The organism is Caulobacter sp. 73W (assembly GCF_041021955.1).
Classification (GTDB): domain Bacteria; phylum Pseudomonadota; class Alphaproteobacteria; order Caulobacterales; family Caulobacteraceae; genus Caulobacter.
Genome location: NZ_CP158375.1, coordinates 2,401,199 through 2,425,653, shown reverse-complemented (window position 1 = coordinate 2,425,653; position 24,455 = coordinate 2,401,199). Strand labels below are relative to the sequence as shown.

The 24,455-nt window shown below is 69.2% G+C and carries 25 protein-coding genes; 8 read left to right on the top strand and 17 right to left on the bottom strand.

The window, feature by feature from the left end:
• Positions 1 to 35: 35 nt before the first annotated feature.
• Genes ABOZ73_RS11370 through ABOZ73_RS11360 form a run of 3 tightly spaced genes read left to right on the top strand, consistent with a single transcriptional unit; the run spans position 36 to position 3,878 of the window.
• Positions 36 to 404, top strand: coding sequence for a c-type cytochrome (locus ABOZ73_RS11370; protein ID WP_369058263.1), 369 nt, complete (start codon positions 36 to 38; stop codon positions 402 to 404).
• Positions 394 to 1,347: a cytochrome c oxidase subunit II gene (gene coxB, locus ABOZ73_RS11365; RefSeq protein WP_369058262.1), complete on the top strand. Its 954-nt coding sequence runs from the start codon at positions 394 to 396 to the stop codon at positions 1,345 to 1,347. Before ABOZ73_RS11370 ends, coxB begins: the two co-directional genes overlap by 11 nt.
• Positions 1,344 to 3,878 (top strand): cbb3-type cytochrome c oxidase subunit I, encoded by a 2,535-nt coding sequence (locus ABOZ73_RS11360; RefSeq protein ID WP_369058261.1) that lies wholly within the window; start codon positions 1,344 to 1,346, stop codon positions 3,876 to 3,878. The genes coxB and ABOZ73_RS11360 overlap by 4 nt, the downstream gene beginning before the upstream one ends.
• Here the strand turns inward: ABOZ73_RS11360 and ABOZ73_RS11355 are convergent.
• Complete coding sequence (locus ABOZ73_RS11355) at positions 3,875 to 4,084, bottom strand: hypothetical protein (protein ID WP_369058260.1); 210 nt, start codon at positions 4,082 to 4,084, stop codon at positions 3,875 to 3,877. The genes ABOZ73_RS11360 and ABOZ73_RS11355 overlap by 4 nt on opposite strands.
• A gap of 167 nt (positions 4,085 to 4,251) precedes the next feature.
• A complete protein-coding gene (locus ABOZ73_RS11350) occupies positions 4,252 to 4,950 on the bottom strand; it encodes a pirin family protein (protein ID WP_369058259.1) in 699 nt (232 codons plus the stop codon).
• A 128-nt stretch (positions 4,951 to 5,078) separates the two neighbouring features.
• On the opposite strand from ABOZ73_RS11350, the gene ABOZ73_RS11345 reads away from it, so the two are divergent.
• Positions 5,079 to 6,008: a LysR family transcriptional regulator gene (locus ABOZ73_RS11345; protein WP_369058258.1), complete on the top strand. Its 930-nt coding sequence runs from the start codon at positions 5,079 to 5,081 to the stop codon at positions 6,006 to 6,008.
• 4 nt (positions 6,009 to 6,012) lie between these two features.
• Here the strand turns inward: ABOZ73_RS11345 and ABOZ73_RS11340 are convergent, their stop codons facing one another.
• The 8 genes from ABOZ73_RS11340 to ABOZ73_RS11305 form a co-directional block, all read right to left on the bottom strand.
• Positions 6,013 to 6,336, bottom strand: a complete 324-nt coding sequence (locus ABOZ73_RS11340) for a YnfA family protein (RefSeq protein ID WP_369058257.1) — start codon at positions 6,334 to 6,336, stop codon at positions 6,013 to 6,015.
• A 22-nt stretch (positions 6,337 to 6,358) separates the two neighbouring features.
• A complete protein-coding gene (locus ABOZ73_RS11335; RefSeq protein WP_369058256.1) occupies positions 6,359 to 7,657 on the bottom strand; it encodes an alginate export family protein in 1,299 nt (432 codons plus the stop codon).
• 10 nt (positions 7,658 to 7,667) lie between these two features.
• Positions 7,668 to 9,254 (bottom strand): MFS transporter, encoded by a 1,587-nt coding sequence (locus tag ABOZ73_RS11330; RefSeq protein WP_369058255.1) that lies wholly within the window; start codon positions 9,252 to 9,254, stop codon positions 7,668 to 7,670.
• 132 nt (positions 9,255 to 9,386) lie between these two features.
• A complete protein-coding gene (locus ABOZ73_RS11325) occupies positions 9,387 to 9,806 on the bottom strand; it encodes a DoxX family protein (RefSeq protein ID WP_369058254.1) in 420 nt (139 codons plus the stop codon).
• Positions 9,807 to 9,808: 2 nt separating this feature from the next.
• Positions 9,809 to 11,755, bottom strand: a complete 1,947-nt coding sequence (locus tag ABOZ73_RS11320) for an amidohydrolase (protein ID WP_369058253.1) — start codon at positions 11,753 to 11,755, stop codon at positions 9,809 to 9,811.
• Positions 11,752 to 11,988, bottom strand: a complete 237-nt coding sequence (locus ABOZ73_RS11315) for a DUF1427 family protein (RefSeq protein ID WP_369058252.1) — start codon at positions 11,986 to 11,988, stop codon at positions 11,752 to 11,754. Before ABOZ73_RS11315 ends, ABOZ73_RS11320 begins: the two co-directional genes overlap by 4 nt.
• Before the next feature lie 19 nt (positions 11,989 to 12,007).
• Positions 12,008 to 12,835, bottom strand: coding sequence for an alpha/beta fold hydrolase (locus ABOZ73_RS11310; RefSeq protein WP_369058251.1), 828 nt, complete (start codon positions 12,833 to 12,835; stop codon positions 12,008 to 12,010).
• A 66-nt stretch (positions 12,836 to 12,901) separates the two neighbouring features.
• A complete protein-coding gene (locus tag ABOZ73_RS11305; protein WP_369058250.1) occupies positions 12,902 to 13,573 on the bottom strand; it encodes a hydrolase in 672 nt (223 codons plus the stop codon).
• Between the two features lie 209 nt (positions 13,574 to 13,782).
• Between ABOZ73_RS11305 and ABOZ73_RS11300 the strand changes: the two genes are divergently transcribed.
• The 3 genes from ABOZ73_RS11300 (at position 13,783) to ABOZ73_RS11290 (ending at position 16,745) form a co-directional block, all read left to right on the top strand.
• Positions 13,783 to 15,078 (top strand): ATP-binding protein, encoded by a 1,296-nt coding sequence (locus ABOZ73_RS11300; RefSeq protein ID WP_369058249.1) that lies wholly within the window; start codon positions 13,783 to 13,785, stop codon positions 15,076 to 15,078.
• A gap of 155 nt (positions 15,079 to 15,233) precedes the next feature.
• A complete protein-coding gene (locus ABOZ73_RS11295; protein WP_369058248.1) occupies positions 15,234 to 16,454 on the top strand; it encodes an MFS transporter in 1,221 nt (406 codons plus the stop codon).
• A gap of 57 nt (positions 16,455 to 16,511) precedes the next feature.
• Complete coding sequence (locus tag ABOZ73_RS11290) at positions 16,512 to 16,745, top strand: hypothetical protein (RefSeq protein WP_369058247.1); 234 nt, start codon at positions 16,512 to 16,514, stop codon at positions 16,743 to 16,745.
• Positions 16,746 to 16,747: 2 nt separating this feature from the next.
• Here ABOZ73_RS11290 and ABOZ73_RS11285 read toward each other — a convergent pair whose 3' ends face one another.
• The 4 genes from ABOZ73_RS11285 to ABOZ73_RS11270 all read right to left on the bottom strand — a co-directional run bounded on the left by ABOZ73_RS11285 (position 16,748) and on the right by ABOZ73_RS11270 (position 19,477).
• Entirely contained in the window at positions 16,748 to 17,044 is a 297-nt protein-coding gene (locus ABOZ73_RS11285) for a glycine zipper 2TM domain-containing protein (protein ID WP_369058246.1), read from the bottom strand.
• A gap of 71 nt (positions 17,045 to 17,115) precedes the next feature.
• Positions 17,116 to 18,072 (bottom strand): UDP-glucuronic acid decarboxylase family protein, encoded by a 957-nt coding sequence (locus ABOZ73_RS11280; protein WP_369058245.1) that lies wholly within the window; start codon positions 18,070 to 18,072, stop codon positions 17,116 to 17,118.
• A gap of 62 nt (positions 18,073 to 18,134) precedes the next feature.
• A complete protein-coding gene (locus ABOZ73_RS11275; RefSeq protein ID WP_369058244.1) occupies positions 18,135 to 19,067 on the bottom strand; it encodes a 2-hydroxyacid dehydrogenase in 933 nt (310 codons plus the stop codon).
• Complete coding sequence (locus ABOZ73_RS11270) at positions 19,064 to 19,477, bottom strand: VOC family protein (RefSeq protein ID WP_369058243.1); 414 nt, start codon at positions 19,475 to 19,477, stop codon at positions 19,064 to 19,066. Before ABOZ73_RS11270 ends, ABOZ73_RS11275 begins: the two co-directional genes overlap by 4 nt.
• A 96-nt stretch (positions 19,478 to 19,573) precedes the next feature.
• Between ABOZ73_RS11270 and ABOZ73_RS11265 the strand changes: the two genes are divergently transcribed.
• Positions 19,574 to 20,062 carry a hypothetical protein gene (locus tag ABOZ73_RS11265; protein WP_369058242.1) on the top strand — a complete coding sequence of 163 codons (489 nt, stop codon included), beginning with the start codon at positions 19,574 to 19,576 and terminating at the stop codon, positions 20,060 to 20,062.
• Here ABOZ73_RS11265 and ABOZ73_RS11260 read toward each other — a convergent pair.
• The 3 genes from ABOZ73_RS11260 to ABOZ73_RS11250 are packed head-to-tail and all read right to left on the bottom strand — an operon-like array spanning position 20,043 to position 24,295.
• Entirely contained in the window at positions 20,043 to 22,241 is a 2,199-nt protein-coding gene (locus ABOZ73_RS11260; RefSeq protein ID WP_369058241.1) for a CHASE2 domain-containing protein, read from the bottom strand. The two genes, ABOZ73_RS11265 and ABOZ73_RS11260, sit on opposite strands and share 20 nt — an antisense overlap.
• A gap of 3 nt (positions 22,242 to 22,244) precedes the next feature.
• Positions 22,245 to 23,579, bottom strand: a complete 1,335-nt coding sequence (locus ABOZ73_RS11255) for a FecR domain-containing protein (protein ID WP_369058240.1) — start codon at positions 23,577 to 23,579, stop codon at positions 22,245 to 22,247.
• Complete coding sequence (locus ABOZ73_RS11250; protein WP_369058239.1) at positions 23,576 to 24,295, bottom strand: response regulator transcription factor; 720 nt, start codon at positions 24,293 to 24,295, stop codon at positions 23,576 to 23,578. Before ABOZ73_RS11250 ends, ABOZ73_RS11255 begins: the two co-directional genes overlap by 4 nt.
• Positions 24,296 to 24,455 lie beyond the last annotated feature (160 nt).

Sequence of the window (24,455 nt, the reverse complement as noted above, 5' to 3'; positions counted from 1 at the left end):
ATTGCTCAGTTTGGTTGTTGCGGGGCGAGCTGGGTTTGAAGCGTATCGGCATAGCGATGATGGGACTGATCCTGTGCGCCTGCGAGGGCGGCAAGGTTCAACCGCGCGCCCTGAGCGGCGCGGACGCCGGCCTGGGCCGCAACATCACCGAGCGTGTCGGCTGCGGCGCCTGCCACCAGATTCCCGGCGTGACCTGGCCGCAAGGCAAGGTGGGCCCGTCCCTGGAGGGCTTCGCAGACCGCGCCCTGATCGCCGGGCGCTTCCCCAACCAGCCGGAGACCCTGGCCCGTTTCGTGCGCGACGCGCCATCCCTGTCGCCCGAGACGGGCATGCCGCCCATGCCCCTGACGGAGGAGGAGGCGCGCCACGTGGCGGCCTACCTCTATACGCTCCATGCTCGCTGACGCGCTTGCCGGCTGGCCGCCGCCGGTCCTCGATCCGGCGGGACCGTTCAACGGCCCCATCGTGGTGCTGAGCTGGGCGCTGTTCGCCATGGCCGCCGCAGTCACCTTGGTGGTGATGGTCGCCACGGGCCTCGCCCTGTTCGGCGGCCCGACCTGGAAGCGGCGCCTGGGCGGCAATCGCCTGGTCTGGGTCGGCGGCCTGGCCTTTCCCCTCATCGTGCTGACCGTCCTGCTGGTCTGGGGGCTGAGCCTGACCGGGCGGCTTTCGGAAGCGCCTCAGCCGGGCGAAATGCGCGTGCGCGTCACCGGCGAGGTGTGGTGGTGGCGGGTGGCCTATCTGGATGGCCAGGGTCGTGAGGCGATGCAGGACGCCAACGAGATCCACATCCCCACGGGCCGGCCGGTGACCTTCGAGCTGGAGTCCGCCGACGTCATCCACGCCTTCTGGATTCCGCGCCTGGGCGGCAAGGTCGACATGATACCCGGCCGCCGCAACATCGCTCGGCTGCAGGCGGACGAGCCCGGCGTCTATGCCGGCCAGTGCGCCGAATTCTGCGGCGGTCCCCACGCCCTGATGGGGCTGGTTGTGGTCGCTCACACGCCCGAGGATTTCGAGCGCTGGCGCCAGGGGCGGCTTGCGCCTCCCGCCCCGCCGGCCGATCCGCTCAGCCAGCGCGGCGCTCAGGTGTTTGAACGGAGCGGCTGCGGCGCCTGCCACACCGTCGCCGGAACGCCCGCTGACGGCCTGGCTGGTCCTGACCTGACGCATGTGGGTTCGCGCCGCAGTCTGGGCGCCGGCATACTGCCCAACAATCGCGGCACCCTGGCCGGCTGGACGGCCGACAGCCAGACCATCAAGCCCGGCAACCGCATGCCCGCCTACAAGGTGCTGTCGGGCGCCGACCTGCAGGCGATCGCCGCCTATCTTGAGAGCCGGCGATGAGCTCGGAGACCGGCTTCGACCCCAAGCTTTACGAACGGTTCCCCACCAAGGGCGTGCGGCCGAAGGCCGAGCTGCCTGAGCTGAAACGCATCTGGTGCGCGCCGAGGAAGTGGGAGCACCTGACGGTCGTCAACAACAACTATGTCGGCCTCTATTACGTCGGTGCGGCGTTCCTGTTCTTCGTCCTGGCGGGGGTGCTGGCCCTGGTCATGCGCACCCAGCTGGCCCTGCCGCTGAACGGGGTGCTGCCGCAGGAGACCTACAACCAGTTCTTCACGATGCACGGCACCGTGATGATGTTCCTCTTCGCCGTGCCGGCCGTGGAGGCGATGGGTGTGCTGCTGCTGCCGCAGATGCTGGCGGCGCGTGACCTGCCGTTCCCGCGCCTGTCGGCCTATGCGTTCTGGGCCTATCTCGTGGGCGGGCTGGCCTTCTTCTGCTCGCTGTTCTTCGGCCTGGCGCCCAACGGCGGCTGGTTCATGTACCCGCCGCTGACCAGCAAGACCTTCTCGCCGGGGATCAACGCCGACTTCTGGCTGCTGGGCATCGGCTTCATCGAGATCTCGGCCATCGCCGGGGCCATCGAGATCATCGTCGGCGTGCTGAAGACCCGCGCGCCGGGCATGACCCTGGACAAGCTGCCGATCTTCGCCTGGGCCATGCTGGTCTTCGCCGTGATGATCATCATTGGCTTTCCGTCGATCATCCTGGGCACCCTGCTGCTGGAGATGGAGCGAGCGCTGGACTGGCCGTTCTTCGACGCGGCGCGCGGCGGCGATCCGGTGCTGTGGCAGCACCTCTTCTGGTTCTTCGGCCACCCGGAGGTCTACATCATCTTCCTGCCGGCGGCGGGCATGATGTCGATGATCATCCCCAGCGTCGCCAAGACTCCGCTGGTCGGCTACCGCATGGTGGTTCTCGCCTTGCTGGCGACCGGGTTCATCAGCTTCGGCGTGTGGGCCCACCACATGTTCACCACCGGCATGCCGACCATCTCGGTGAACTTCTTCTCGGCGGCCAGCATGGCGGTCAGCATCCCGGCGGGAGTGCAGGTGTTTTCGTGGATCGCCACGGTGGCGGCGGGGCGGATGCAGTTCAACACGCCGGGCCTGTTCGCCCTGGGCAGCCTGATCACCTTCACCATGGGCGGGCTGACCGGGGTGATGGTCGGGCTCGTGCCCTTCGACTGGCAGGCTCACGACACCTATTTCATCGTCGCCCACCTGCACTACGTGCTGATCGGCGGGATGGTCTTCCCGCTGTTCGCGGCGCTGTATTACTGGACGCCGATGATGAGCAGGAACGCCCTGTCCGAGCGGGTCGGTCGCTGGGTGTTCTGGCTGATGTTCACCGGCATGCACGTGGCCTTCCTGCCCATGCACCTGACCGGGCTGATGGGCATGCCGCGGCGGGTCTATACCTACCTGCCTGGGCGGGGCTGGGACCTGCCCAACATGATCTCCACCGTCGGGGCGTTCCTGATCGCCGCGGGCGTCATCCTGTTCTGCATCGACTTCGCCCGGCGATTCCGGTTCAGCTCCGAAAGCAGCGCCGGCAATGTCTATGGCGGCGGCACGCTGGAGTGGCTGCCTACGGGGCTCTACTCCACCCGCAGCATTCCGGTGATCACCTCGCGCTATCCGGTGTGGGACGACCCTAAGCTGGCCAAGGATGTGGACGAGGGCCGCTACTTCCTGCCCAACGCCGCGACCGGCGTGCGCGAGACCATCGTCACCAGCCCCCTGAACGCCGAGCCGCAATATCTGCAGCACATGCCGACACCCTCGGCCTGGCACCTGTGGGCGGCGGTCGGCACGGCGGGCTTCTTCCTGCTGCTGACCATCCAGGCCTACGCCGCGTCGGTCTTCTGCGGCGTGGTCGCCATCGTCGCCGTGCTGCGCTGGCTGTGGGACACCGACCGGCCGTTGAAGGACGAGACCGCCGATATCGGCGCCGGCATTCGCGTGCCGACCTACATCACCGGCCCGTCCAGCCATGGCTGGTGGGCGATGATCATCCTGCTGATCGTGATCGGCATGATCTTCGCCATGCTGGTCTTCTCGTACCTGTTCTTGTGGTCGCGCAGGCCGGACCTGTGGATCGCGCCGCCGTCGCAGATGTCGCTTTGGCTGACGGTCGGCGGCTATCTGGCGGCGATCGCCATTCCGATGCTGGCCAGCCGGGCGCTGTTCAAGTGGCCGGCCGGGGCGCTAACGGCGACCGTGCTGATGATCGCTGCCATAGGCCTCCAGGCTGCGGCCTGGTGGCGGGACTTCACCTCCTGGCGCGCCGCGGGCCTGGCCCCCGAGGCGACCGGCCAGGGCGCCACCGTCTTCGGGTTCCTGGCGCTTCAAGGATGCCTGCTGGCGATCTGCGTGCTGATGGTCGGATATCTGGCGGCGCGCACGGCATGCGGCATGGTGAACGCCCGCCGACGGGCGACCTTCGATCTGATCTGGCTATTCTGCGTCTATACCGCCGCCGAGGGCCTGGTCGGCGCGCTGCTCGTGCGCCTGGCGCCGGGTTCCTAGAACCGCTCGTCGCGCATCAGCCAGACGGCGATGCCTTCATGCGCCTCGCGCACCAGGGACGACGGGCCGGTCAGGTAGAACTCGCTGCCGGTGAAGGTGCGGCGTTCGCGCCAGCGGAAGGTTTCGGCGGGCTCGGCCTCCAGCAGGGCGCGCAGCTTGGCGCACTTGGCCTTCGGCACGAACGACATGAAGGTTGCTTCGGTCATGGCCGGCCTCTTGCTGGAACGAGGCATCAGGATGTCTTGATTCCCCCCGCCCCGGCGGCGCGCAGTGACGCAGCCGATCGGAAACCGCCGCAGCGAGGCGTAGAAGCAACACCGCCCCGCCGGAAACGATGAGGGCGGGACGCGTGAAGCGCGCCCCGCCCGTTTCGTCAGATCGAGTTGACCAGGACGATCTCGCTGTCCTCGATCGCCGTGATCTTGATCGAGGCCAGTTCGCTGATGGCCAGGCCGTCGCGGGCGTTGACCTGGACACCTTCGACCTCGACGGCGCCGACGGCCGGCACGAGGTAGCCCTTGCGGTCACCGCCCAGCACATACTCGGCGGTCTCGCCCGCCTTCAGGGTCGCGCCCAGGACGCGGGCGTTGGTGCGGATCGGCAGGGCGTCCTCGTCGCCCTTCACGCCGGAAGCAAGGGTCACGAAGCGACCGCTGCGGTCGCCCTTGGGGAAGGGCTTGGCGCCCCAGGCCGGAGCGTCGCCGGTATGGGTCGGGATGATCCAGATCTGGAAGATCTTGGTCGTCACGTCCTCACGGTTGTACTCCGAGTGGCGGATGCCGGTGCCGGCGCTCATCACCTGGACGTCGCCGGCCTCGGTGCGGCCCTTGTTGCCCAGGCTGTCCTCGTGGGTGATGGCCCCTTCGCGGACATAGGTGATGATCTCCATGTCGCGGTGCGGGTGGGGCGGGAAGCCGGTATGCGGCGCGATGGTGTCGTCGTTCCAGACGCGCAGCGCGCCCCAGTGGACCCGGTTCTCGTCGTAGTAGCCAGCGAACGAGAAGTGGTGCTTGGCGTCCAGCCAGCCGTGGTTCTCACCGCCGAGGCTGCTGAAGGGACGAAGCTCGATCATCGGTCTTTCTCCTTGTCAGGGGCCGCTCGTTGGGGCCGCGTTGGATTTCGATGACCGTCTATCTATCCCCTGCGGGCTTTTTCGATTAGCTGCTAAATTTCATCCAAAATGTTCGAAGGAATTGAAAAGTGGCCAATCCGGGGCTCCCCACCTTCGACCAGCTTCGCATCTTCCTGGCCGTGGTCGACGGGGGCAGCCTGGCGGCGGCGTCGCGCAAGCTGAACCGTGCGGTGTCGGTGATCAGCTACGGCGTCTCCAAGCTGGAGGAACAGCTGGGGCTGGAGCTGTTCGAGCGGGACGGGACCCGCAAGCTGACCCTGACCATCGCCGGCCGCGCCCTGCTGGCCGAGGCGCGAACGATCGCGCAGGGGGTCGACGGCCTGCGCGCCAAGGTCAAGGGCCTGCTCGACGGGCTGGAGGCGGAGATCGACCTGGCGGTGGACGTCATGCTGCCGTCGGAGCGCCTGGGCCGGGTGCTGCGCGCCTTCAACGAGACCTATCCGACCGTCGCCCTGCGCCTGCACCAGGAGGCGCTGGGCGCCATCACCGCCATGGTGCTGGACCGACAGGCGGTGATCGGCATCTCCGGCCCGCTGTCGGCAGGGGTCGAAGGGATCGAGAGCATCTCGGCCGGTTCGGTCGCCATGGTGCCCGTGGCGGCGCCCGACCACGCCCTGGGCCGCATGGACAAGATCCTTCCGGGCGAGGGACGCAACCACATCCAACTGGTGCTGACCGACCGCTCGCGCTTCACTGAGGGCAAGGACTTTTCGGTGATGAGCCCGCGCACCTGGCGCCTGGCCGACCTGGGCGCCAAGCATGCCCTGCTGCGCGAAGGGATCGGCTGGGGGAACATGCCGCTGCCAATGATCGAGGCCGATCTGGTGGCGGGCACGCTGCAGCGCCTGCACATGCCCGACCATGTGGGCGGCACCTATCGCTTCGCCGGCATCTGGCGACGCGACACCCCGCCGGGCCCGGCCGCGGCCTGGCTGCTCGATCAGTTCGTCGCCATGGGCGCGGGCGACGTGGAGGAGGACGGCCTGGGCGACATCTGACCGGTCACCCAGCCCGCGGCCCCCACAGGATGATCGCCGCGCCGACCAGGCAGACCGCGCCGCCCAGCAGATCCCAGCGATCCGGCGGGCGGTGCTCCACCAGCCAGAGCCAGGAAATGGAGGCGGCGATGTAGACGCCGCCGTAGCTGGCGTAGGCCCGGCCCGCCGCCGAGGCGTCGACCAACGTGAGCAGAAAGGCGAAAAGTGCGAGGCTGAGCAGCCCCGGTGCGATCCACAGGGGCGACCTGCCCAGGCGCAGCCACGCCCAGAAGGCGAAGCAGCCGGCGATCTCGGCCAGGGCCGCCAGGATGTAGATCGGGATGCTCATGCCCGGCATCCTGCCGCTGACTCTAGAAGCTCCACAACGCCTCGGCGCCGATCATGCCGATGGTGTCCGAAGGTCCGCTCTCGCGCAGGAAGCTGCCGGGCGCGAATAGCGACAACGAGCCGGTCAGGGCGAGGCGTTCGTCCACCCGCCAGGTGACAGCCGCCTCGGCTTGGGCCCCGACGAAGCGGGCGCGGCGGCCGGCGCCGTCGCGGATCAGCTGGCCGGGCACGTCGTACAGGCCGTCGCCCAGGCTCGCCCGCCAGTAGGCGGCGGCGGTGAGATCGAGACCGACCCCGCCGCCCAGATCGACACTGACCGTCGGGCTGATGTTGGCGATATTGTAGGGGCCGATAGGCGACAGCTCGCCGAAATACTTCCCCTTCGGGAAAAGGGCGTTGAACGTCCCAAGCTTGCCGTCGTTCGGGTCGCGGTCCCCGCTGACATAATTGGCGCGCAGGCGCACCGCTGGCTTCATCGGCCGGTTGGCGAAGGTGTAGCCCGTCTCCGTGCCGACCGACCAGGCGGCGATGGCGGCGTCGCCGAACCGGCCGCGCTGGACCATGGCCTCCCAGTTCCACGACCAGCCGCCGCGTTTGCCGAAGATACGGGCGCCATAGGTGTCGCGACGCTCGCGCGCCCGCCCCTGTTCAAAGCGCGCCTGGTCGTTGACGTAGTCGACCCAGTAGAGGTCGAGGCCCGCGCCGGCGCCCAGGTCGGCGGTCGCATAGACGCCGCGCAGGCTGCGCGTGCGCGAGGCCCGGTCGTCGAAGTTTCCCGGCTCCACCGCGACGGGGCGCAGGTCCAGCAGGTCGATCTTCAGCCTGGGCGTATGGACCGTCGCGCGAACGCCGTCGAAGGCCTGCGGGACGTTGGGGCCATAGCGACGACCGACCAGACGCTCGGAACCGAGGGGCGCGAAGGCGCGGCCGCCCTGCAGCGTGACCTCCACATCGTCGCCGACCGGCAGGCTCAGGGCGACGAAGGACTGCAGGCGGTCGAGCCCTGTGGTGTCCACCGGGCCTTCAGCCAGTCCGACACCCCGCGCCTGGGTCGCGGCGAGCTGCACATACCCACGCAGCGGCCCAGCCTTCACCTCGGCGTTCGGCAGGGCGCGGAGCCATAGATAGCCGTCATCGGCGGGATCGGCGTAGCCCCAGAGGTTGTTCGCAAAGCCCTCGTAGCGGGCGCGCAGCTCCAGACCGAAGGCGGCGTCGATCGGCGTCTGGGCCCACGCCGGAGCGGTCAGTCCGAAGGCCGCGATCAGGCCGGCCGTCGCCGTTCGCAGCTCCTTTCGGGGCCGCGATTGAATCGGGGCGAGCATGGCGGCTGTCCTAGCGGGGACGCAGCAGGTGGCGGACCACCGGCGGCTGGTCGCCGATATGGAAGGCGTTGAGCAGGTCCTGCTCCACCCGGTCGGCGTTCGTGACCCTGGCGTGCTGGCGCTCATGCTCCAGCCAGCTCTCGACCACGAAAGCCTCGATCACCCGACCCGGCTCGGCGTGGTCTTCCCACACGTCCCAGCGGATGGCTCCGTCGCGGCGGCGCACAGCGCGGAAGCGGCGCAAGGCGGCGGCGAAAGCGTCCATCTGGTCGGGAGCGACGCGGTACTCGATCTCGATCATCACCGGACGGTCGCCTTGTTCCGCGCCGGTCGTGTGCGGCTCGGCCCAGTGGCCGGACGGCGTCAGGTCGGCGGGTTCGCCGGACGGCAGGCGCCAGACGAGGGCCAGCACCAGGGCGAGGATCTGGCCGGCGGCGGCGATCATCAGGGCGGTCGCCACGTCGGTGCGCGCGGCCAGGGAGCCCCAGATCAGGCTGCCGCCGGTCATCGCCCCCTGAAAGACCAGGAGGTAGACCGCCAGGGCGCGGGCCTTCACCCAGCCCGGCGCGCCCATCTGGGCGGCGACGTTCAGCGAAGTCAGCATGCCGATCCAGGCCAGACCCGCCGCCACCATCACCGCTCCGGCGACAAAGGCGTTCGACGCCATGGCGAGGCCGAGACCCGACAGGGCGAACAGGATGGTCGCGCCGATGGACAGGGTGTTGGCGCTGACCTTGCCGCGCAGGCGACGCAGGGCCAGGGCGCCCATCACCGCGCCGAACCCCATGGAGCCCAGCAAGGCGCCATAGCCGGCGGCGTCGAGGCCAAGGCCTCTGCGGGCGATCAGCGGCAGCATGGCCCACAGGGCGCTGCCGAACAGGAAGAAGCCGACGGCCCGGATCAGCACCAGACGCAGGGCGGGCGCATGGCGGGCGTAGCGGACCCCCGCCTTCAGGGCGCCGATGAAATGCTCGGGCGGCAGGGCGCCGGCGGTGCTCTGGCGCTTCCAGCCGATCAGCACGGCCAGCACCGCCAACACCGACACGGCGTTGAGGGCGAACACCGCCGAGGTGCCGGCGAAGGCGACGATCACCCCGCCCAGCGCCGGGCCGATGGCGCGGGCGATGTTCACGCCGAGGCTGTTCAACGCCACGGCGTCCGGCAGCGCCGGCTTGCCCACCAATTCCGGCACGATGGCCTGGAAGACGGGTGCGCTGAGCGCCGCCGCGATCCCGGCGACGAATGTGGCGGCGAGAAGAACGTAGGGCGTCGTCAGGCCAAACCAGGTGAGCACGGCCAGAACGGCCGCGGCGGTCAGGCCCAGGACCTGTGCGGCGATCAGCAGGCGCCGGCGATCGACGATGTCGGCCAGGGCGCCGGCCGGCAGGGCGAGCAGGAACATGGGCAGGGTGGTCGCCGCCTGGACCATCGCCACCATCAGGGGACTGGGCGACAGGGAGGTCATCATCCACCCGGCGCCGACATCGTGCATCCAGGTGCCGATATTGGAGACGATGGTGGCGATCCACAGCGCCCGGAAGAGGCCGTAGCTCAAGGGCGAGGAGGAAGGTGTGTCGGCGGTCTTGGTGGCGGTCATGGCCGTCGCCCTTTCGAAATTGGTGGCTTCGATGGAACGGTAGGGCGGTCGATGCATCCTAAGTAGTTGGATAAATCGCGAGGCTTCTTTCCAGAAATTCGAAAAGAAGCCTCGCACATCAGGTCTCTTACTTCAGGCCGTGGCGCGCTCTCGCTCCGCCAGCACCGCCGCCAGGACGAAGGCCCCGATCAGGCCGACGTGCTCCAGGAAGGTGTTGGTCTCGTGGAAGCGGGCCATGGGGTCGGCGACCGTCCAGAACGGATGGGCGATCAGGGTGGCGATGGCGGTGAACACCCCCAACGCTCCGGCCCCCAGCCAGGACAGCCGCCCGGCGATGATCAACGCCGAGCCGCCGACCTGAACCAGGATCGTGGCGGCCACGGTCAGCCAGGCCGGCTGCAGCCCGAAGTGGGCGGCCTCGCCGAAGGCGGCGTCGAGGTTGGCCAGCTTGGTCAGACCGCTCCACCAGAACGGCAGGGTGAGAAGAATCCGGCCGGCGAGCGATGCCGCCGGGGAGCGAAGAATGGCGGCGACAGGTGCGGGCGTCTTCATGATCAGACCGCCCAGCAGCCGCAGCCCATGACGCCCCAGAAGGAGCGCGCATCGGCGGTGGGAGCCTCGGCCGCATAGACCGACGCGTGGTCATGGCCGTGGACCGAGCAGGCGCTGTCGCAGGAGCAGGCGCGGCTGAGCGCGGCGGCCAGGCCCGTCTTGCCGTCGTTCCGGCTGCGGTTGTGATAGCCGCCGAAGGTGCGCACCGGCGACCAGTCCGGCATGGCCGGCGGCAGGTCGGGGGCCAACTTGGAGAAGCCGCCCTGACCGTGAACCACCTTGCCGCCGAGGATGGTCATCACCGCGAAGAGGTGAGCGATGGCGTCCTCCGGCACCGAGAAATAGTCGTCGGACAGCACGGCCAGGTCGGCCAACTGGCCTTCCTTGATTTGGCCCTTCTTGCCCTCCTCATTGGAGAACCAGGTGTTGCGCCCCGTCCACAGGCGCAGGGCCGTCTCACGATCCAGCAGGTTGCGCTGCGGGTAGAGGCGCATGCCGCCCACGGTCTTGCCGGTGGTCAGCCAGGAAAGGGAGACCCACGGATTGTAGCTGGCCACGCGGGTGGCGTCGGTGCCTGCGCCCACCGGCACGCCGGCGTTCAGCATCTTGGCGATCGGCGGGGTGCTCTCCGCCGCCCGGTCACCGTAGCGCTCGACAAAATACTCGCCCTGATAGGCCATGCGGTGCTGTACGGCGATGCCGCCGCCAAGCGCCGCGATGCGGTCGATGTTGCGTTCACTGATCGTCTCGGCATGGTCGAAGAACCAGTGCAGCCCGTTGAACGGAACGTCCTTGTTGACCTTCTCGAAGACGTTCAGGGCGCGGTCGATGGTCTCGTCATAGGTGGCGTGCAGACGCCAGGGCCAACGGTTCTCCGACAGCAGGCGGATCACCGGCTCCAGGTCGGTCTCCATGTTGGCGGGCATCTCCGGACGCTCGACGCGGAAGTCCTCGAAGTCGGCGGCGGAGTAGACCAGCATCTCGCCCGCGCCGTTGTGGCGATAGGTGTCGTCGCCGTCGCCCGGCTTCACCTGCTTGGTCCAGCCGGCGAAGTCGGCCAGCTCTTCCTTCGGCTTCTGGGTGAAGAGGTTGTAGCTGATGCGCAGGGTCAGCTGATCGTCGGCGTGCAGCTTCTCGATGATCTCGTAGTCATCGGGATAGTTCTGGAAGCCGCCGCCCGCATCGATGACGCCGGTCACACCCAGGCGGTTCATCTCGCGCATGAAATGACGCGTGGAGTTCAGCTGATACTCCTGCGGCAGCTTCGGCCCCTTGGCCAAGGTGGAGTACAGGATCGTGGCGTTCGGCTTGGCCAGCAGCAGGCCCGTGGGATTGCCCGCCGCGTCGCGGACGATCTCGCCGCCCGGCGGGTTGGGGGTGTCCTTGGTGTAGCCCACCGCGCGCAGGGCGGCGGCGTTCAGCAGGGCGCGGTCATAGAGGTGGAGGATGAACACCGGCGTGTCGGGCGCGGCGGCGTTGATCTCCTCGATCGTCGGCAGACGCTTCTCGACGAACTGGTGCTCGGTGAAGCCGCCGACCACGCGGACCCATTGCGGCGGCGGGGTGTTGGCGGCCTGCTTCTTCAGCATGGCCATGGCGTCGGCCAGGGTCGGCACCCCGTCCCAGCGCAGCTCCATATTGTAGTTCAACCCGCCGCGGATGATGTGCATGTGGCTGTCGATCAGGCCTGGGATCACCCGGCGGCCGCCGGCGTCGATCACCTTGGCCTTCGGGGCGGCGGCGCGGACCTCGGTCTCCGAACCCACCGCCAGGAAGCGGCCGTCACGGATCGCCACCGCCTGGGCGACCGGGTTCTCGCGGTCGAGGGTCGTGACCTTGGCGTTGACGAGAATGAGGTCGGTCATGGCGGCGTCCTTGGAGAAAGCGGGGGAAGCGAAGGCGGCGGCTGCGGCGCCGGCGAGGGTCTGGCGGCGGGTCGTGCTGATCATGGGCGGTCCCCATTCGTCGAGGTTGGCTTAGAGGCCTGAGCGTCCTGGCTCTGGGCCGCGGGGGCGGCCGGAGCAGCGAGACGCCTGGCGGTCGGGATCATCTGTTCGCCCAGCAGGATGCCGAGCAGGCCGATGAGCGCAATCGCCGGGGGCGCGGGCGAACGCACCCCCAGCAGGTGATAGATCACGCCGACAAGAAGGCCAGCGCCGAGAGAGAGGAGGTAGATCTTCATGGCGCCGGCTCCGGTCGGGTCAGGCTTGGACGAAGGCCAGCAGGTCGGCGTTGAAGCGGTCCTGTTGGGTTTGGGCGAGACCGTGGGAGCCGCCCTCATAGACCTTCAGCTCGGCGTTCCGGACGATCTTGGCCGACAGTTCGGCGGCGTTGCCGATGGGGACAATCTGGTCGTCGTCGCCGTGGATGATCAGGGTCGGGACGTCGATCTTCTTCAGGTCGTCGGTGTAGTCGACCTCGGAGAATTCGCGGATGCAGGCGTACTGCCCCACGATCGAGCCGGCCATGCCCTGCGCCCAGAACGCCTGGCGCAGGCCTTCGTCGGTCTCCGCCCCGTCGCGATTGAAGCCGTAGAAGGGCGTCGTCAGGTCCAGGTAGAACTTGGAACGATTGGCGGCGACCCCGGCGCGGATGCCGTCGAACACCGAGATCGGCAGGCCGTTCGGATAGGCTTCGGTCTTGGCCATGATCGGCGGCACCGCCCCGACCAGAACCATCTTGGCGACCCGGCTCGTGCCATGGCGGCCCACATAGCGGGTGATCTCACCCCCGCCCGTGGAATGGCCGACCAGGATGATGTTCTTCAGGTCGAGGGTCTCGATAACCGCCGCCAGGTCGTCGGCATAGGTGTTCATATCATTGCCGTCGGCGGTCTGAGCCGAGCGGCCGTGGCCCCGGCGGTCATGGGCGACCACGCGATAGCCCTGCTGAGTCATGAACAGCATCTGGCCGTCCCAGGCGTCGGCCGACAGGGGCCAACCGTGCGAAAAGACGACCGGCTGGCCGTCGCGCGGGCCCCAGTCCTTGAAGAAGATTTCGGCGCCGTCCTTGGTGGTGGTGAAGCTCATCGGTCTGTCCTCGAATGTCTTGATGTGGGGGAGGCGGGCGGCGCGCGAGGCGGCGCCCGGCCGGGTTCAGTGGCCGCCTTCCGAGGCGCCGAACATGGACTTGGCGTAGGTGATGCCGATGCCGTAGGCGCCGCCCACCTTGCGGGCGATGCCCGTGGTCAGGTCGTAGGTTTCGGCGCGGGCCCAGTCGCGTTGCAGCTCGAGCAGATATTGCAGCGAGGTGATCGGGCGGGCGCCGGCCTGGACCATGCGGGCCACGGCGCGTTCATGCGCTTCTTCGGAGATGTCGCCCGAGGCGTCGGTGATGACATAGGCCTCGAAGCCCTGCTCAAGCGCCGACAGCACCGGGCCGACGATGCAGACGCTGGTCCACAGACCGGCGAAGACCAGGCGCTGCTTGCCGATGCGGTTTACCTCCTCGATGACCGCGGCGTCTTCCCAGGTGTTCATCGAGGTGCGGTCCAGCAGCTTCTGGCCGGGGAAAGGCGCGGTGACCTCTTCGAACATCGGGCCGGAGAAGCTCTTCTCGGCGACCGTGGTCAGGATGGTCGGGACCTTGAAGCCGGCAGCGGCCTGGGCCACCAGCGAAGCGTTGTTGCGCAGCAGTTCGGGGGCGATCGACTTGGTGGCGAAGGCCATCTGCGACTGGAAGTCGATGAGGATCAGGGCGTGATCGTTCGGGGTGAGCAGACCCTTGGCGGGGGTGGGGGCGGCGGTCGGGGTGGCGGTGATGGTCATGGTCGTCTCCGTTGATTTCGCGTTGGCGCTTGGCGGGACTGACTGTTCCCCCCGCCGGTGAGATCATTGGTAAGCGGACCCTGGATGCCGATGTAGTTGGATAAAATCCGATCTATTATTCGATGAAATTGAAAAGATCGGCGCGTAGCCACGGCTTGCTGTGGCCCGCCGCCTCTGTCCTCGTGTAGACCTTCGTCATGGCCCGGCTCTTGAAAGAATCGCCTCCTTTTCATGGAAGCTTCGTCGCCCGCTCCATCCTGGTCGTCGTGGCCGTGGTGGTGGTCCAGCTGCTGGCGAGCGTGGCCTTCTACCAGGCGATCGACCGCCAGACCCTGCGTGAGGATCACGCCCGCCGCATCGCCGAATTCCTGGTGGTCGGCGACCGCGTCAGCGAGCTGGATGCGAACCTCCACGACGTGATGACCAGCCGTTATTTGGAAGCGTCGATCGGCGACCGACAGCCTGACTGGCCGGAACGTCGCGACCGGAACGCCGAGGCCATCGAGGGCTATGTTCGTCTGTGGGAGCCGTCCCTGGCTGGACGGCCGCTGCGGCTGTGGACCGAAGCCTCTCCCGGCGGCCGGCACGATCTGATCGGCGCCATGGCGCTGAAGGATGGGCGCTGGCTGACCTTCCGCTCCAGCGACTTCCCGCGCAGCTGGCCGATCGCCCTGCGGGCGGTCGCCACGACGCTGGTGTTCTCCCTCGCCTGCGTGGCGCTGGGCGCTTGGGCGCTCCGCCAGATGGGCGCGCCCCTGCGCCGCCTGGCGCAGGCCGCCCGCCGCGTCGGTCAGGGGCCGGCCGTTGTGGTGACGCCCGAAGGGCCGCCCGAACTGGCCGACCTAGGCCGCGCCTTCAACGACATGCAGGGGCGCATCACCACCCTCATCGAGGACGAGGCGCGGGCCATGGAGGCCCTAAGCCACGACCTGCGCACGCCGCTGAGCCGGCTGAAGCTGGCCTCCGACCTGATCGGACCGGCGGATGTGCGCGGCCTGGTGTCCGACAATGTGGACGAACTGGAGGAGATGCTGCGCTCCTTGTCGGCCTGGTTGCGCGCCCAGCACCAGCCCAGCACGGCGGAGGAGACGGATCTGGCCGCCCTCGTCCAGCAGGTGCTGGCCCGGTGGCCCAAAACCGCGCGCTATGAAGGCCCCGCCACTCTGGTGACGCACGCTCATCGCGGCCCGCTGGAGCAGGCCCTGGTCCAGCTGGTCGACAACGCCGTGCGCCATGGCGGCAGCGCGACGGTGCGCCTGGAGATGGCGGACGACGCCCCCTTGCTCACCGTGCTCGACGACGGACCCGGCCTGTCGCCGGAAAGCCTGGCGCGGGTCTATGAGCCGTTCTTCCGGGGCGACCCGGCGCGGGCGCGCGACACGGCCGGCTTTGGCCTCGGCATCCCCACCGCCGACCGCCTGCTGCGCCGCTTCGGTGGGGCCCTGTCGATCGCCAACCGCGACGGGGGCGGCCTGGAGGCCAAGGTGCGACCGCCCGTCGCCTGAACCGACGCTCAATTCATCGACCGGCGAAATAGATTCCGCAAACCCGCCCTGCGAGTTTGCATCGCGGCGGCGAAGGCCTATGTGGGCGAGGCGCTGAAAGGCGTTCCCTCCCCCAGATTTCCCGGGCCACACCTGTCGGCCTGACGAGCCGCGAAATGACAGCCTCGACCACCCCTTCGGCGCCTGCGCGCGCCGGAAATCCCGCCCATGTGCGCCTGGCCCTGCTGGCGCTCAGCATGGGCGGCTTCGCCATCGGCACCACCGAGTTCGCGGCCATGGGGGTGTTGCCTGACTTCGCCGCCGGACTGCGGATCGACGAGCCCACCGCCGGTCATGTGATCAGCGCCTACGCCCTGGGCGTGGTGATCGGGGCGCCCCTGCTGGCGGTGCTGGGCGCGCGCCTGCCGCGCCACACCCTGCTGATCGGCCTGATGGGCCTGTTCGCCCTGGGCAACGGACTGTCGGCGGTCGCGCCAAGCTATGAGTGGATGCTGGCGTTCCGCTTCCTAAGCGGCGTGCCGCACGGCGCCTATTTCGGCGTCGCCGCCCTGGTGGCCGCCTCTCTTGTGCCGCCCGAACGCCGCGCGCAGGCGGTGGCGCGGGTGCTGATGGGCCTGACCATCGCCACCATCATCGGCGTGCCCTTCGCCAAGACGGTCAGCCTGGCATTCGGCTGGCGCTGGACCTTCGCCATCGTCGCGGCTCTGGCCGCCGTGACCATGACGCTGGTCCACCTCTTCGCGCCCAAGGACGCCGGCGACCCCGCGGCCAGCCCGCTGCGCGAGCTCGGGGCCTTGAAGCGTGGACAGGTCTGGCTGACGCTCGGCATCGGCGCGATCGGCTTTGGCGGCATGTTCGCGGTCTACGCCTATCTGGCCTCGACCCTGATGGCGGTGACCGGCGTCTCCGCCCAGACGACCGCCATCGTCTTCGCGGTGTTCGGCATCGGCATGACCGTGGGCAACCTGGTCGGGGCCTGGGCCGCCGACCGCGCCCAGATGCCGGCGGCCGGCGGACTCCTGTTGTGGAGCGCCGGCGCCCTGGCCCTCTACCCCTTCGCGGCCGGGCACCTGTGGTCGATGATCCTCTGCGTGTTCCTGATCGGCTGCGGCGGCGGGCTGGGCTCGATCCTGCAGACCCGCCTGATGGACGTATCGGGAGACGCCCAGACCCTGGGAGCGGCCCTGAACCACAGCGCCTTCAACACGGCCAACGCCATCGGCCCATGGCTGGGCGGCATGGCGGTCGCCGCCGGCTATGGCTGGACATCGACCGGCTGGGTCGGCTGCGGTCTGGCGCTGGGCGGGCTGCTGATCTGGGGGATTTCCTGTCTCGACGACCGGAGACGAGGATCAGCCGCCGCGGCGACCGCCTGAGCCGCGACGCGGAACGCTCCGCGCAACCTGGCGTTGCCTCCGGGAAGGAGCGGTTCCATGGTCCAGCGGTTTTGCGTCGAAGCCTTTGACAGCGTGGGCGATCGCTCGCCCAGCCACACCGAGCTGGTGGGCAGCGGAGCCGACGCTGAACGGCGGGCCGCCGAGCTAGGCTACCGACATGCGGAAGTGCGAGTCATCGACCTGTCGGACGACGAACCCGCACCCGTCTCCACCTCGTCCCCGCCGACTTCCGCCGGCGGTTTCGAGGACCGCTTCATGAGGCGGCAGTAGGCTTAGCGATAATAGTCGCCGGGGCAGGGATCGCCCTTGGCGACCTGGTTGCCGACGACGCCGCCGACCACGCCGCCAGCGATGGTGCCGGCGGTGTTGGAGCTGTTGCCGGCGATGGCGCTGCCGGCCAGGGCGCCCAGGGCGGCGCCGGCGACGGTGCCCGCGGCGCGCTGGTTGGCGCGCTCGCCGCGGCAGCGGTCTTCATAGGACGAATAGCGGTTGCCGTAGCCGCTGCTGGCGCAAGCGGAGAGGCTGGTCAGGGCGGCTGCCGACAGCAGCACCACAGCGATGGTACGCATGATGATTTCCTCCTTGGTCACAAGCGACCTCGGAGCACGAATGCGCTGTCAGCGGCTGAGGTTCCCCCGCGTCAGGCCGCGGCGTTCTCGGACAGCAGACCGTCGAAATAGGCGATGGTCTTGCGCAGGCCGTCTTCCAGATGAACCGCCGGCTCCCAGTCGAGCAGGCCCCGGGCCTTGTCGATATTGGGCTGGCGCTGGCGCGGATCGTCCGAGGGCAGCGGCTTGAAGACCAGCTTCGAGGACGAGCCGGTCAGGGCGATCACCTTCTCGGCCAGGGCCTTGATGGTGAATTCGCCGGGGTTGCCCAGGTTGATCGGTCCGGTGACGTCGTCATCGGTCCCCATCAGGCGCAGGAAGCCCTCGACCAGGTCGTCGACATAGCAGAACGAGCGCGTCTGGGCGCCGTCGCCATAGAGGGTGATGTCCTCGCCCTTCAGGGCCTGGACGATGAAGTTCGACACCACGCGCCCGTCATTTGGATGCATGCGCGGTCCGTAGGTGTTGAAGATCCGCGCCACCTTGATCCGCAGCTTGTGCTGGCGGTGGTAGTCGAAGAACAGGGTCTCGGCGCAGCGCTTGCCTTCGTCGTAGCAGGAGCGGATGCCGATGGGGTTCACATTGCCCCAGTACTCCTCCGGCTGCGGATGCCAGGTCGGGTCGCCATAGACCTCGCTGGTGGAGGCCTGGAAAATCTTGGCGCGGCGACGCTTGGCCAGGCCCAGCATGTTGATCGCCCCGTGGACCGACGTCTTGGTCGTCTGCACCGGGTCGTGCTGGTAGTGGATGGGGCTGGCCGGGCAGGCGAGATTGTAGATCTCGTCCACTTCGACGAAGAGCGGGAAGGTCACGTCGTGACGGAGCAGCTCGAAGGCCGGGTTGTCCAGCAGGTGCGCCACGTTGCGGCGTGAGCCGGTGTAGTAGTTGTCCAGGCAAAGGACCTCATGCCCGGCCTCGAGCAGCCGCTCGCAAAGGTGAGAGCCGATGAAACCGGCGCCGCCGGTGACCAGAACGCGTTTGCCGTGCATCAGACTCGCCTCTCCCCTGTCCTTGGGATCGCCGACCCGCGCCGGGGTGTCAACGGCGGCGGTCAGTAGCCCCTGGCCATGTCCACCGTTTGCGGCAGCACGCCTTGCGACAGCCAGCGGCGGATGTTGTCGGCGACGATCGCCGAGGCCGTCCCCCGATCGGTCACCGCCGAGATATGCGGCAGGACCGTTACCGACCGATGACTCCACAGGGGCGAATCCGCCGGCAACGGCTCCTGGTCGAAGACGTCGAGCACGGCGTGGGACAGATGCGCCGTGTCGAGCGCGGCCAGCAGGTCGCCGGTCACGACGATCGGGCCTCGGGCGAAGTTGATCAGGCCTGCGCCGGGCTTCATCCAGCCCAGACGCTCCGCGTTCAGCAGCCCTCGGGTCTGATCGGTCAGCGGTGTCAGGCAGACCACGATGTCGGAGGCCGACAGCACCCCTGGCAGTTCGGTGCGCGCATCGACGCCCGGGATGTCCTTGGGCGTCCGGCTCCAGCCCATGACCTTGAACCCGGCTTCCGAGAGACGCCGCGCGGCCGCGACACCCAGGGCGCCGAGGCCGAGCAGGCCGACCGTGGTCTCACCCGGCCGACGATAGGGTCGCGGCTCCCAGCGCCGCGCCTGTTGGACGGCGGCGTAGGCCGGCATGTCGCGTTGCAGATAGTAGGTCCAGGCGATCACCGCCTCGGCCATGGTCCGGGCCAGTTCCGGGTCGACCAGACGCACGATGGGCGGCGCGCCGGCGCCCAACTCGGCCACCAGGCGTTCGACCCCGGCCCAGGTCGAGTGAATCCATTTCAGGTTCGGCAGCAGCGCCAGATCGGCCGGATCGGGATTGGCGACGATGGCGACCTCGACCTTGCGCCTCGCCTCGGCGTCGAGATCGCGCAACGCACGCACCGACAACTCCGGCATGGCGGCGGACAGGGCGGCCAACCATTGCGCCTCCGCCTCGGCGGGCTGGCGGCTGGCGAAGGCGATGGTCGTCATTGGGCGAAGACCGCGTCCATGTCGGCGAAGCCCTTGATCTCGATGGGATTGCCGCTGGGGTCGATGAAGAACATGGTCCGCTGCTCGCCCGGCTGACCTTCGAAGCGGACCACCGGCGGGATCTCGAACACCGTGCCGGCGGCGACCAGCCGCTCGCTGAGCGCCATCCATTCCGCCATCGGCAGGACCACGCCGAAGTGCGGCATCAGCACCATGTGCTCGCCCACCTTGCCCGTGCGGCTGGTGGCGAAGGGCTCCCCGAGGTGCAGGGAGAGCTGGTGGCCGAAGAAGTCGAAATCCACCCAGGTCTCGGTGCTGCGCCCTTCCCGGCATCCCAGCACATCGCCGTAGAAGCGGCGCGCGGCGTCGAGGTCGGTGACGTGGAAGGCGAAGTGGAACGGGTGCGGCATGGTGAAGCTTCCGGCGACGGTCCCTTTGCTCTTAGCTGGGCAAGCCCCGCACTGCGAGGCTAGATAGTCGCCGAAACGATCCGGGGGGACGTCCTGATGATGCGCGCCAGTCTAGCCCTTTGCCTCGCCCTGACCGTGACGGCCTGCGCCAAGCCGCCGCAAGTCATCGCCAAGGGCGACATCGGCGCCGTGCGCGGCAAGCGCGTGGCCCTGCTGACCGTCCCGGAAACCATCGGGCCCGCCGACCAGCCGGTGATGACCCGGCTTCAGGCCCTGGGCGCCCAGCCAGCCAGCGAGAAGCCCCAGATCCTGATCCAGGTGGCGCTCAACGACCTGCCGGCCGCCGTCGGCGTTTCGGCCGGCGCGGGCGCGGAAGAGACGCCCAAGGCCTGGATCGCCGCCCCCGGCCGCTCGCGCATGGGTCAGCCGCGCGCCGGCCAGTCCTTGTCGGTCGTCGGCCTGGACGCCGCCACGGGCCTGCCCGCGTTCCAGGTCACCGCCACCGACCACCGCAAGGCGGTCGACGCCAAGACCCTGAACCGGCTGCTGGACGCCGCCCTGCCGGTCACGCCGCCGGCAAGCTGACCACGAACACCGCGCCCGTTTCCGGAGCGCTGCGCAGGGCGACCTGGCCGCCATGGCGCGTCACGGCGGTGTGTACGAAGGCCAGCCCCAGACCGACGGCCTCCGTCTGCGCCTGCGGCCGCTCGAAGGCCAAGAAGGCGCTAAACAGGGCCGCCTGTTCCTCGGCGGTGAAGCCGGAACCTTCGTCCGCCACCTCCACCTCGACAACACCGGGCGCCGCCGATGCGGTCAGGCGGATGGTCGAGCCCTCCGGTCCGTATTTCACCGCATTGCTCAGCAGATTGACGAAGACGCGGGTCAGGATCTCGCGGTCGCCACGCACCCAGCGCGGCTGATCCAGACCTGACTGGGCTATGGTCATGCCACGCTGGCGGCTCTGCGGCCAAAGCTCGTCCGCCGCCTCCACCAACACGTCGCTGAGATCGACCTCCTCCAGGCGCGGCGCGGCGTCCTCGGCGCGGGCCAGCCGCACGAAGCCGTCCGCCAGGGCCAGGGTGCGCCGGGCATAGGCGGCGATGCGATCGCCCAGGCCGCCAGCCTGTTCCGGCTGCGTCTGCAGCAGGGCCAGGATCGAGGTCTGGGGCGAGCGCATGTCGTGGGTCAGAAGCTGCAGCGCCTGCTCGCGATGGCGCAGGGCGGCCTTCAGCTGGGTCACATCGGCCAGCCTCACGATCCAGCCGGCGGGCGCGCCGGCCTCGTCCAGGCGCCACACCGATTGCAACTCAAAGACGCGGCCGTCGGTCAGGATCAGCTCGACGGGCGGCGCGGCGGCGCGCGGCGGCCAGACCGTCAGATCAGGTCCCTGCCGGGGCGACAGGCCGGCGATCAGGTCCGGAGCGGACAGCCCGCGGACAGCCTCGCCGAACAGGGCGCGCGCCGCGCCGTTGGCGGCCAGCACCCGGCGATCCGGATCGAGCACCAGGGTCGCGTCGGGCAAGCTGAATAGCGCGTCGGCGGCGAACCGGCGCAGGTCGTCGACCTGCTCGATGGCCAGACTGATGTCCTCCATCTGCCGGGCCAGGACGTCGCCGCCGCCGTCGCCGGAGACGACGGTGGTTTCGCTGCCCGCCAGACGCGCCTTCAGCCGCGCCAGCTCCAGCGCCAGGCCATCGCTGGCAGCGGCCAGACGGCGCCAGCCCCACAGGGGGAACACCAGGGCGAGCCCCGCCACGCCCGCGACGGGCGGCAGCCACAGCCCAAGGCCATAGGCGGCGAAGCTGACGCCCAGCAGCAGCACGGCCAGACCGGCGCCCAGCACCAGCGTCCAGCGCGGCGGCGCCAGCAGGAAAGCTCCCAGCAGAACCCACAGGGGCAGGACGCAGGCCCCGATCACCAGCGCGCGGGGAGCGTCCCGGATGATGTGTCCGCCCAGCAGGTTGTCGATGACATTGGCCTGCAGCTCGACCCCCGGCATGTTCGCCGCCCCGCCGCTGAGCGGTGTCGGGAAGCGCTCGCCCAGGCCCGCCGCCGTGGCGCCGACCAGGACGATGCGCCCCTTCAGGAAGCTGCCCGGGACCTCGCCCGCCAGAACGCTGGCGAACGACACGGTGGGATAGCCCGCATTCGGATCGGCGAAGCGGATGAGGGGCGGCGACGTCGGCGCGGGCGACGATGAGGAAGTGAGGTCGGAAGCCAGCACCCAGGCCAGGGGCGGCGCCGGCGCCGTCCCGAAGGCCGCGCGCCGCACCAGACCGTCGGCGTCCAGGTGAACATCCACCGCGCCTGTTCCGACGGCCTTGACGGCGAGAATCGGCACGGGCGGTATCGTCGCCGGACCGGCGAGCACGGGCAGGTAGACCTTCGTCCCCGCCATGGCCTCGGCCAGGGCCGCATCCTGCGCCGGATCGGCCGCCCCCTCGGTGAAAAGAACGTCGTAGAGCACCGCCCGAGGCTCGGCCTCGCCGAGACGGCGGATCAGGGCGGCGTGCCGTTCGCGTGGCCACGGCCAGGCGCCGAGCTGCGCCAGGCTGGCGTCGTCGATCGCTACAACCAGGATGTCGGCGCTGGCGGGGCGCGGAAACAGCCGGGCCGCCACGTCGTGGAGCAGGTTGTCGGCGCGGCTGGTCAGCGAGAACCCGCCCAGGATCGCCACCAGCAGGGTCGAGACCACGGCGACGGCCGCCCACTCGGTCAGGACGCGCCGGCTGACGCCCCGCAAAGCCTGGCGCGCCGCCTGCACGGCCTACTGCCCGATGCGCAGTAGCTGGACCGGGCCAAGCTTCTGGGTGAAGGCGCCGTCCTTGTAGCGGATCGACACCACGCGCCAGTACCAGGCGCCCGCCGCCAGATTGGTCACCGTCGCCTGTGGCTGGGTCAGGCCCGGCTGATCCACCGTCAGGGTCTTCATCTGCGGGTCGGCCGACAGCTGGAAGCGATAGGTGCGCACGCCTTCGCCCGTGGCGTTCCAGCGGAACAGGAAGCGGCGCATCTTGCGGTCGCCTTCCGGCTGCGGCGGCGCGCCGGGCTCCAGCACATTGAGCGTGCGGTCGAAGCTGTAGACGCTGGGCAGGCCTTCCAGGCCGCTGCTGTCCAGAGCCGTCAGTCGGACGAAGTAGGTGCCGTCGCGGACGGACGGGAACGCCGCCTGGCCGTCCTGGCTGTCGCCCTCGGCGAAGATGTCGACGAAGCCGGCGTCATTGGCCAACTGGAAGCGATAGCTGACCGCGCCCTCCGCCGGCTTGGCGGCGAAACGCAGTTGCGGGTCTTCCTGCACCGCCCCGCCGGGCGCGAGATCGGGCGCCGGCAACAGGGCCGAGGGCGTGTTGATTCCCTGGGCGCCGGCGGTGACGCCGAAGGCGGCCTTCACGGAGGTCTCCGGCGTGGCGGCGGCGGCCGAGCCGACCCCGACCAGACCCTCGATCACCTCGGTGGCCGAGCGGGCGCCGGCCTCGGCGTGGACCACGCGGAACTCGGTGCCGCGAACCGCCGTCACCGACAGGGGCGTGCGGACACGGAACTGCGAGCCGGCGTTCTCCGCCGGGGTGGCGCTGATGCCGCTGCGGCCGCTTTCCAGTTCGAACAGGCGCTGCAGGCTGCCGTCCAGCAACAGGCGGCGCATCTGCACGATCCGCATGCGCGAGTTGGACGGCAGGGTGACACGCGAGCCGTCGGCCAGCTGGAAGGTGGCGAAGGCGTTGGCCCCGGTGATCAGGCGATGGCCCTCGAAGACCTGGGCGTCGCGCACGGCCGGAGCCGAACCGCCCCGGGCGTCCTGCAAGGTGACCGCGCCGCTGACCGCCACCAGCCGCGCCTCGATCGGCTCGAAGCGCAGCAGCTGGGGCTCGATCTTCAGGGTGGAGCCTACCCGCAAGGCGCGCACGTTGCGCACGCCGCTGGCGGTGCGCACCCGCTTGTAGTCGTTCAGCTGGATCAGATAGCGCTGCGCCAGGGTGTACAGGTTGTCCCCCTGGCGCACGACGTAGGCGATGGGCGTCTCGGCCGGCTGCGGCGCGGGAGCGGCCAGGGCCGGCGTGGCGAGGGCGACGAGCGCGGCCAGGGCGAGGGCGGGTGCTTTCATTGGTCTTGCAGGCTCATGGGGGCGGCGGCCGTCTCGCAGGACTCCAGGCGGTAGCCGAAGCCGTAGACGGTCACGAGACGAAAGCCGTTGTCCGGCCGCAGCGACAGCTTGCTGCGCACGCGCGAAACGTGGGCGTCGAGGGTGCGGCTCTCCAGATCGGGACGCTGGCCCCAGATCTTGTGCAGCAAATACTCGCGCGACAGGGCCCGGCCGACGTTGGCGAACAACTGGCGCGCCAGCTGGAATTCCTTGGCGGTCATGACCACCGCCTCGTCGTCCACATGGACCGTGTCGCTGGCGGGATCGAGCCGGTACAGGCCGAAGGTCTCGGCGGCGTCGGTGGACAGGGTCCGGGTCAGGCGGCGCACCAGGGCGTTGACCCGCGCCAGCAGCACCGCCGGATCGGCCGGCTTGACGATGTAGTCGTCGGCGCCCGCGTTGAGGCCGGCCACCACGTCGCTCTCCTGGGAACGGCTGGTCACCAACAGCACTGGCGGAGGCGTCGCCGGCAGGCCGTTCAGTGCGGCGATCACCTGCAGCCCGTCCATGCCGGGCATGTTCCAGTCGACCATCACCAGGTCGAAGGTCTGGCGGCGGAAGGCGGTCAGGAAGTCCTGGGGACGGGTGAAGCTCGCGCAGGTCCAGCCCGCCGCCTCGAGCAGGCCGCGGGTGAGCGCGTTGTGTGTCTCGTCATCGTCGAGCAGGGCGACCTGCATTCGCCAACCCCCGTCGCTCGCCTCCGGCGATAGCGGCGAGCTGGCGCCTAGTCTAGTGAAGCTTGGCCCGACGCAACCCCAAAATGCGCTCGACCGCCGGACGAAGTGTCGCGTTCCATGCGCGCAAAGATGTGAGCCCGCTGCCCAGAGAAGCTGAAAT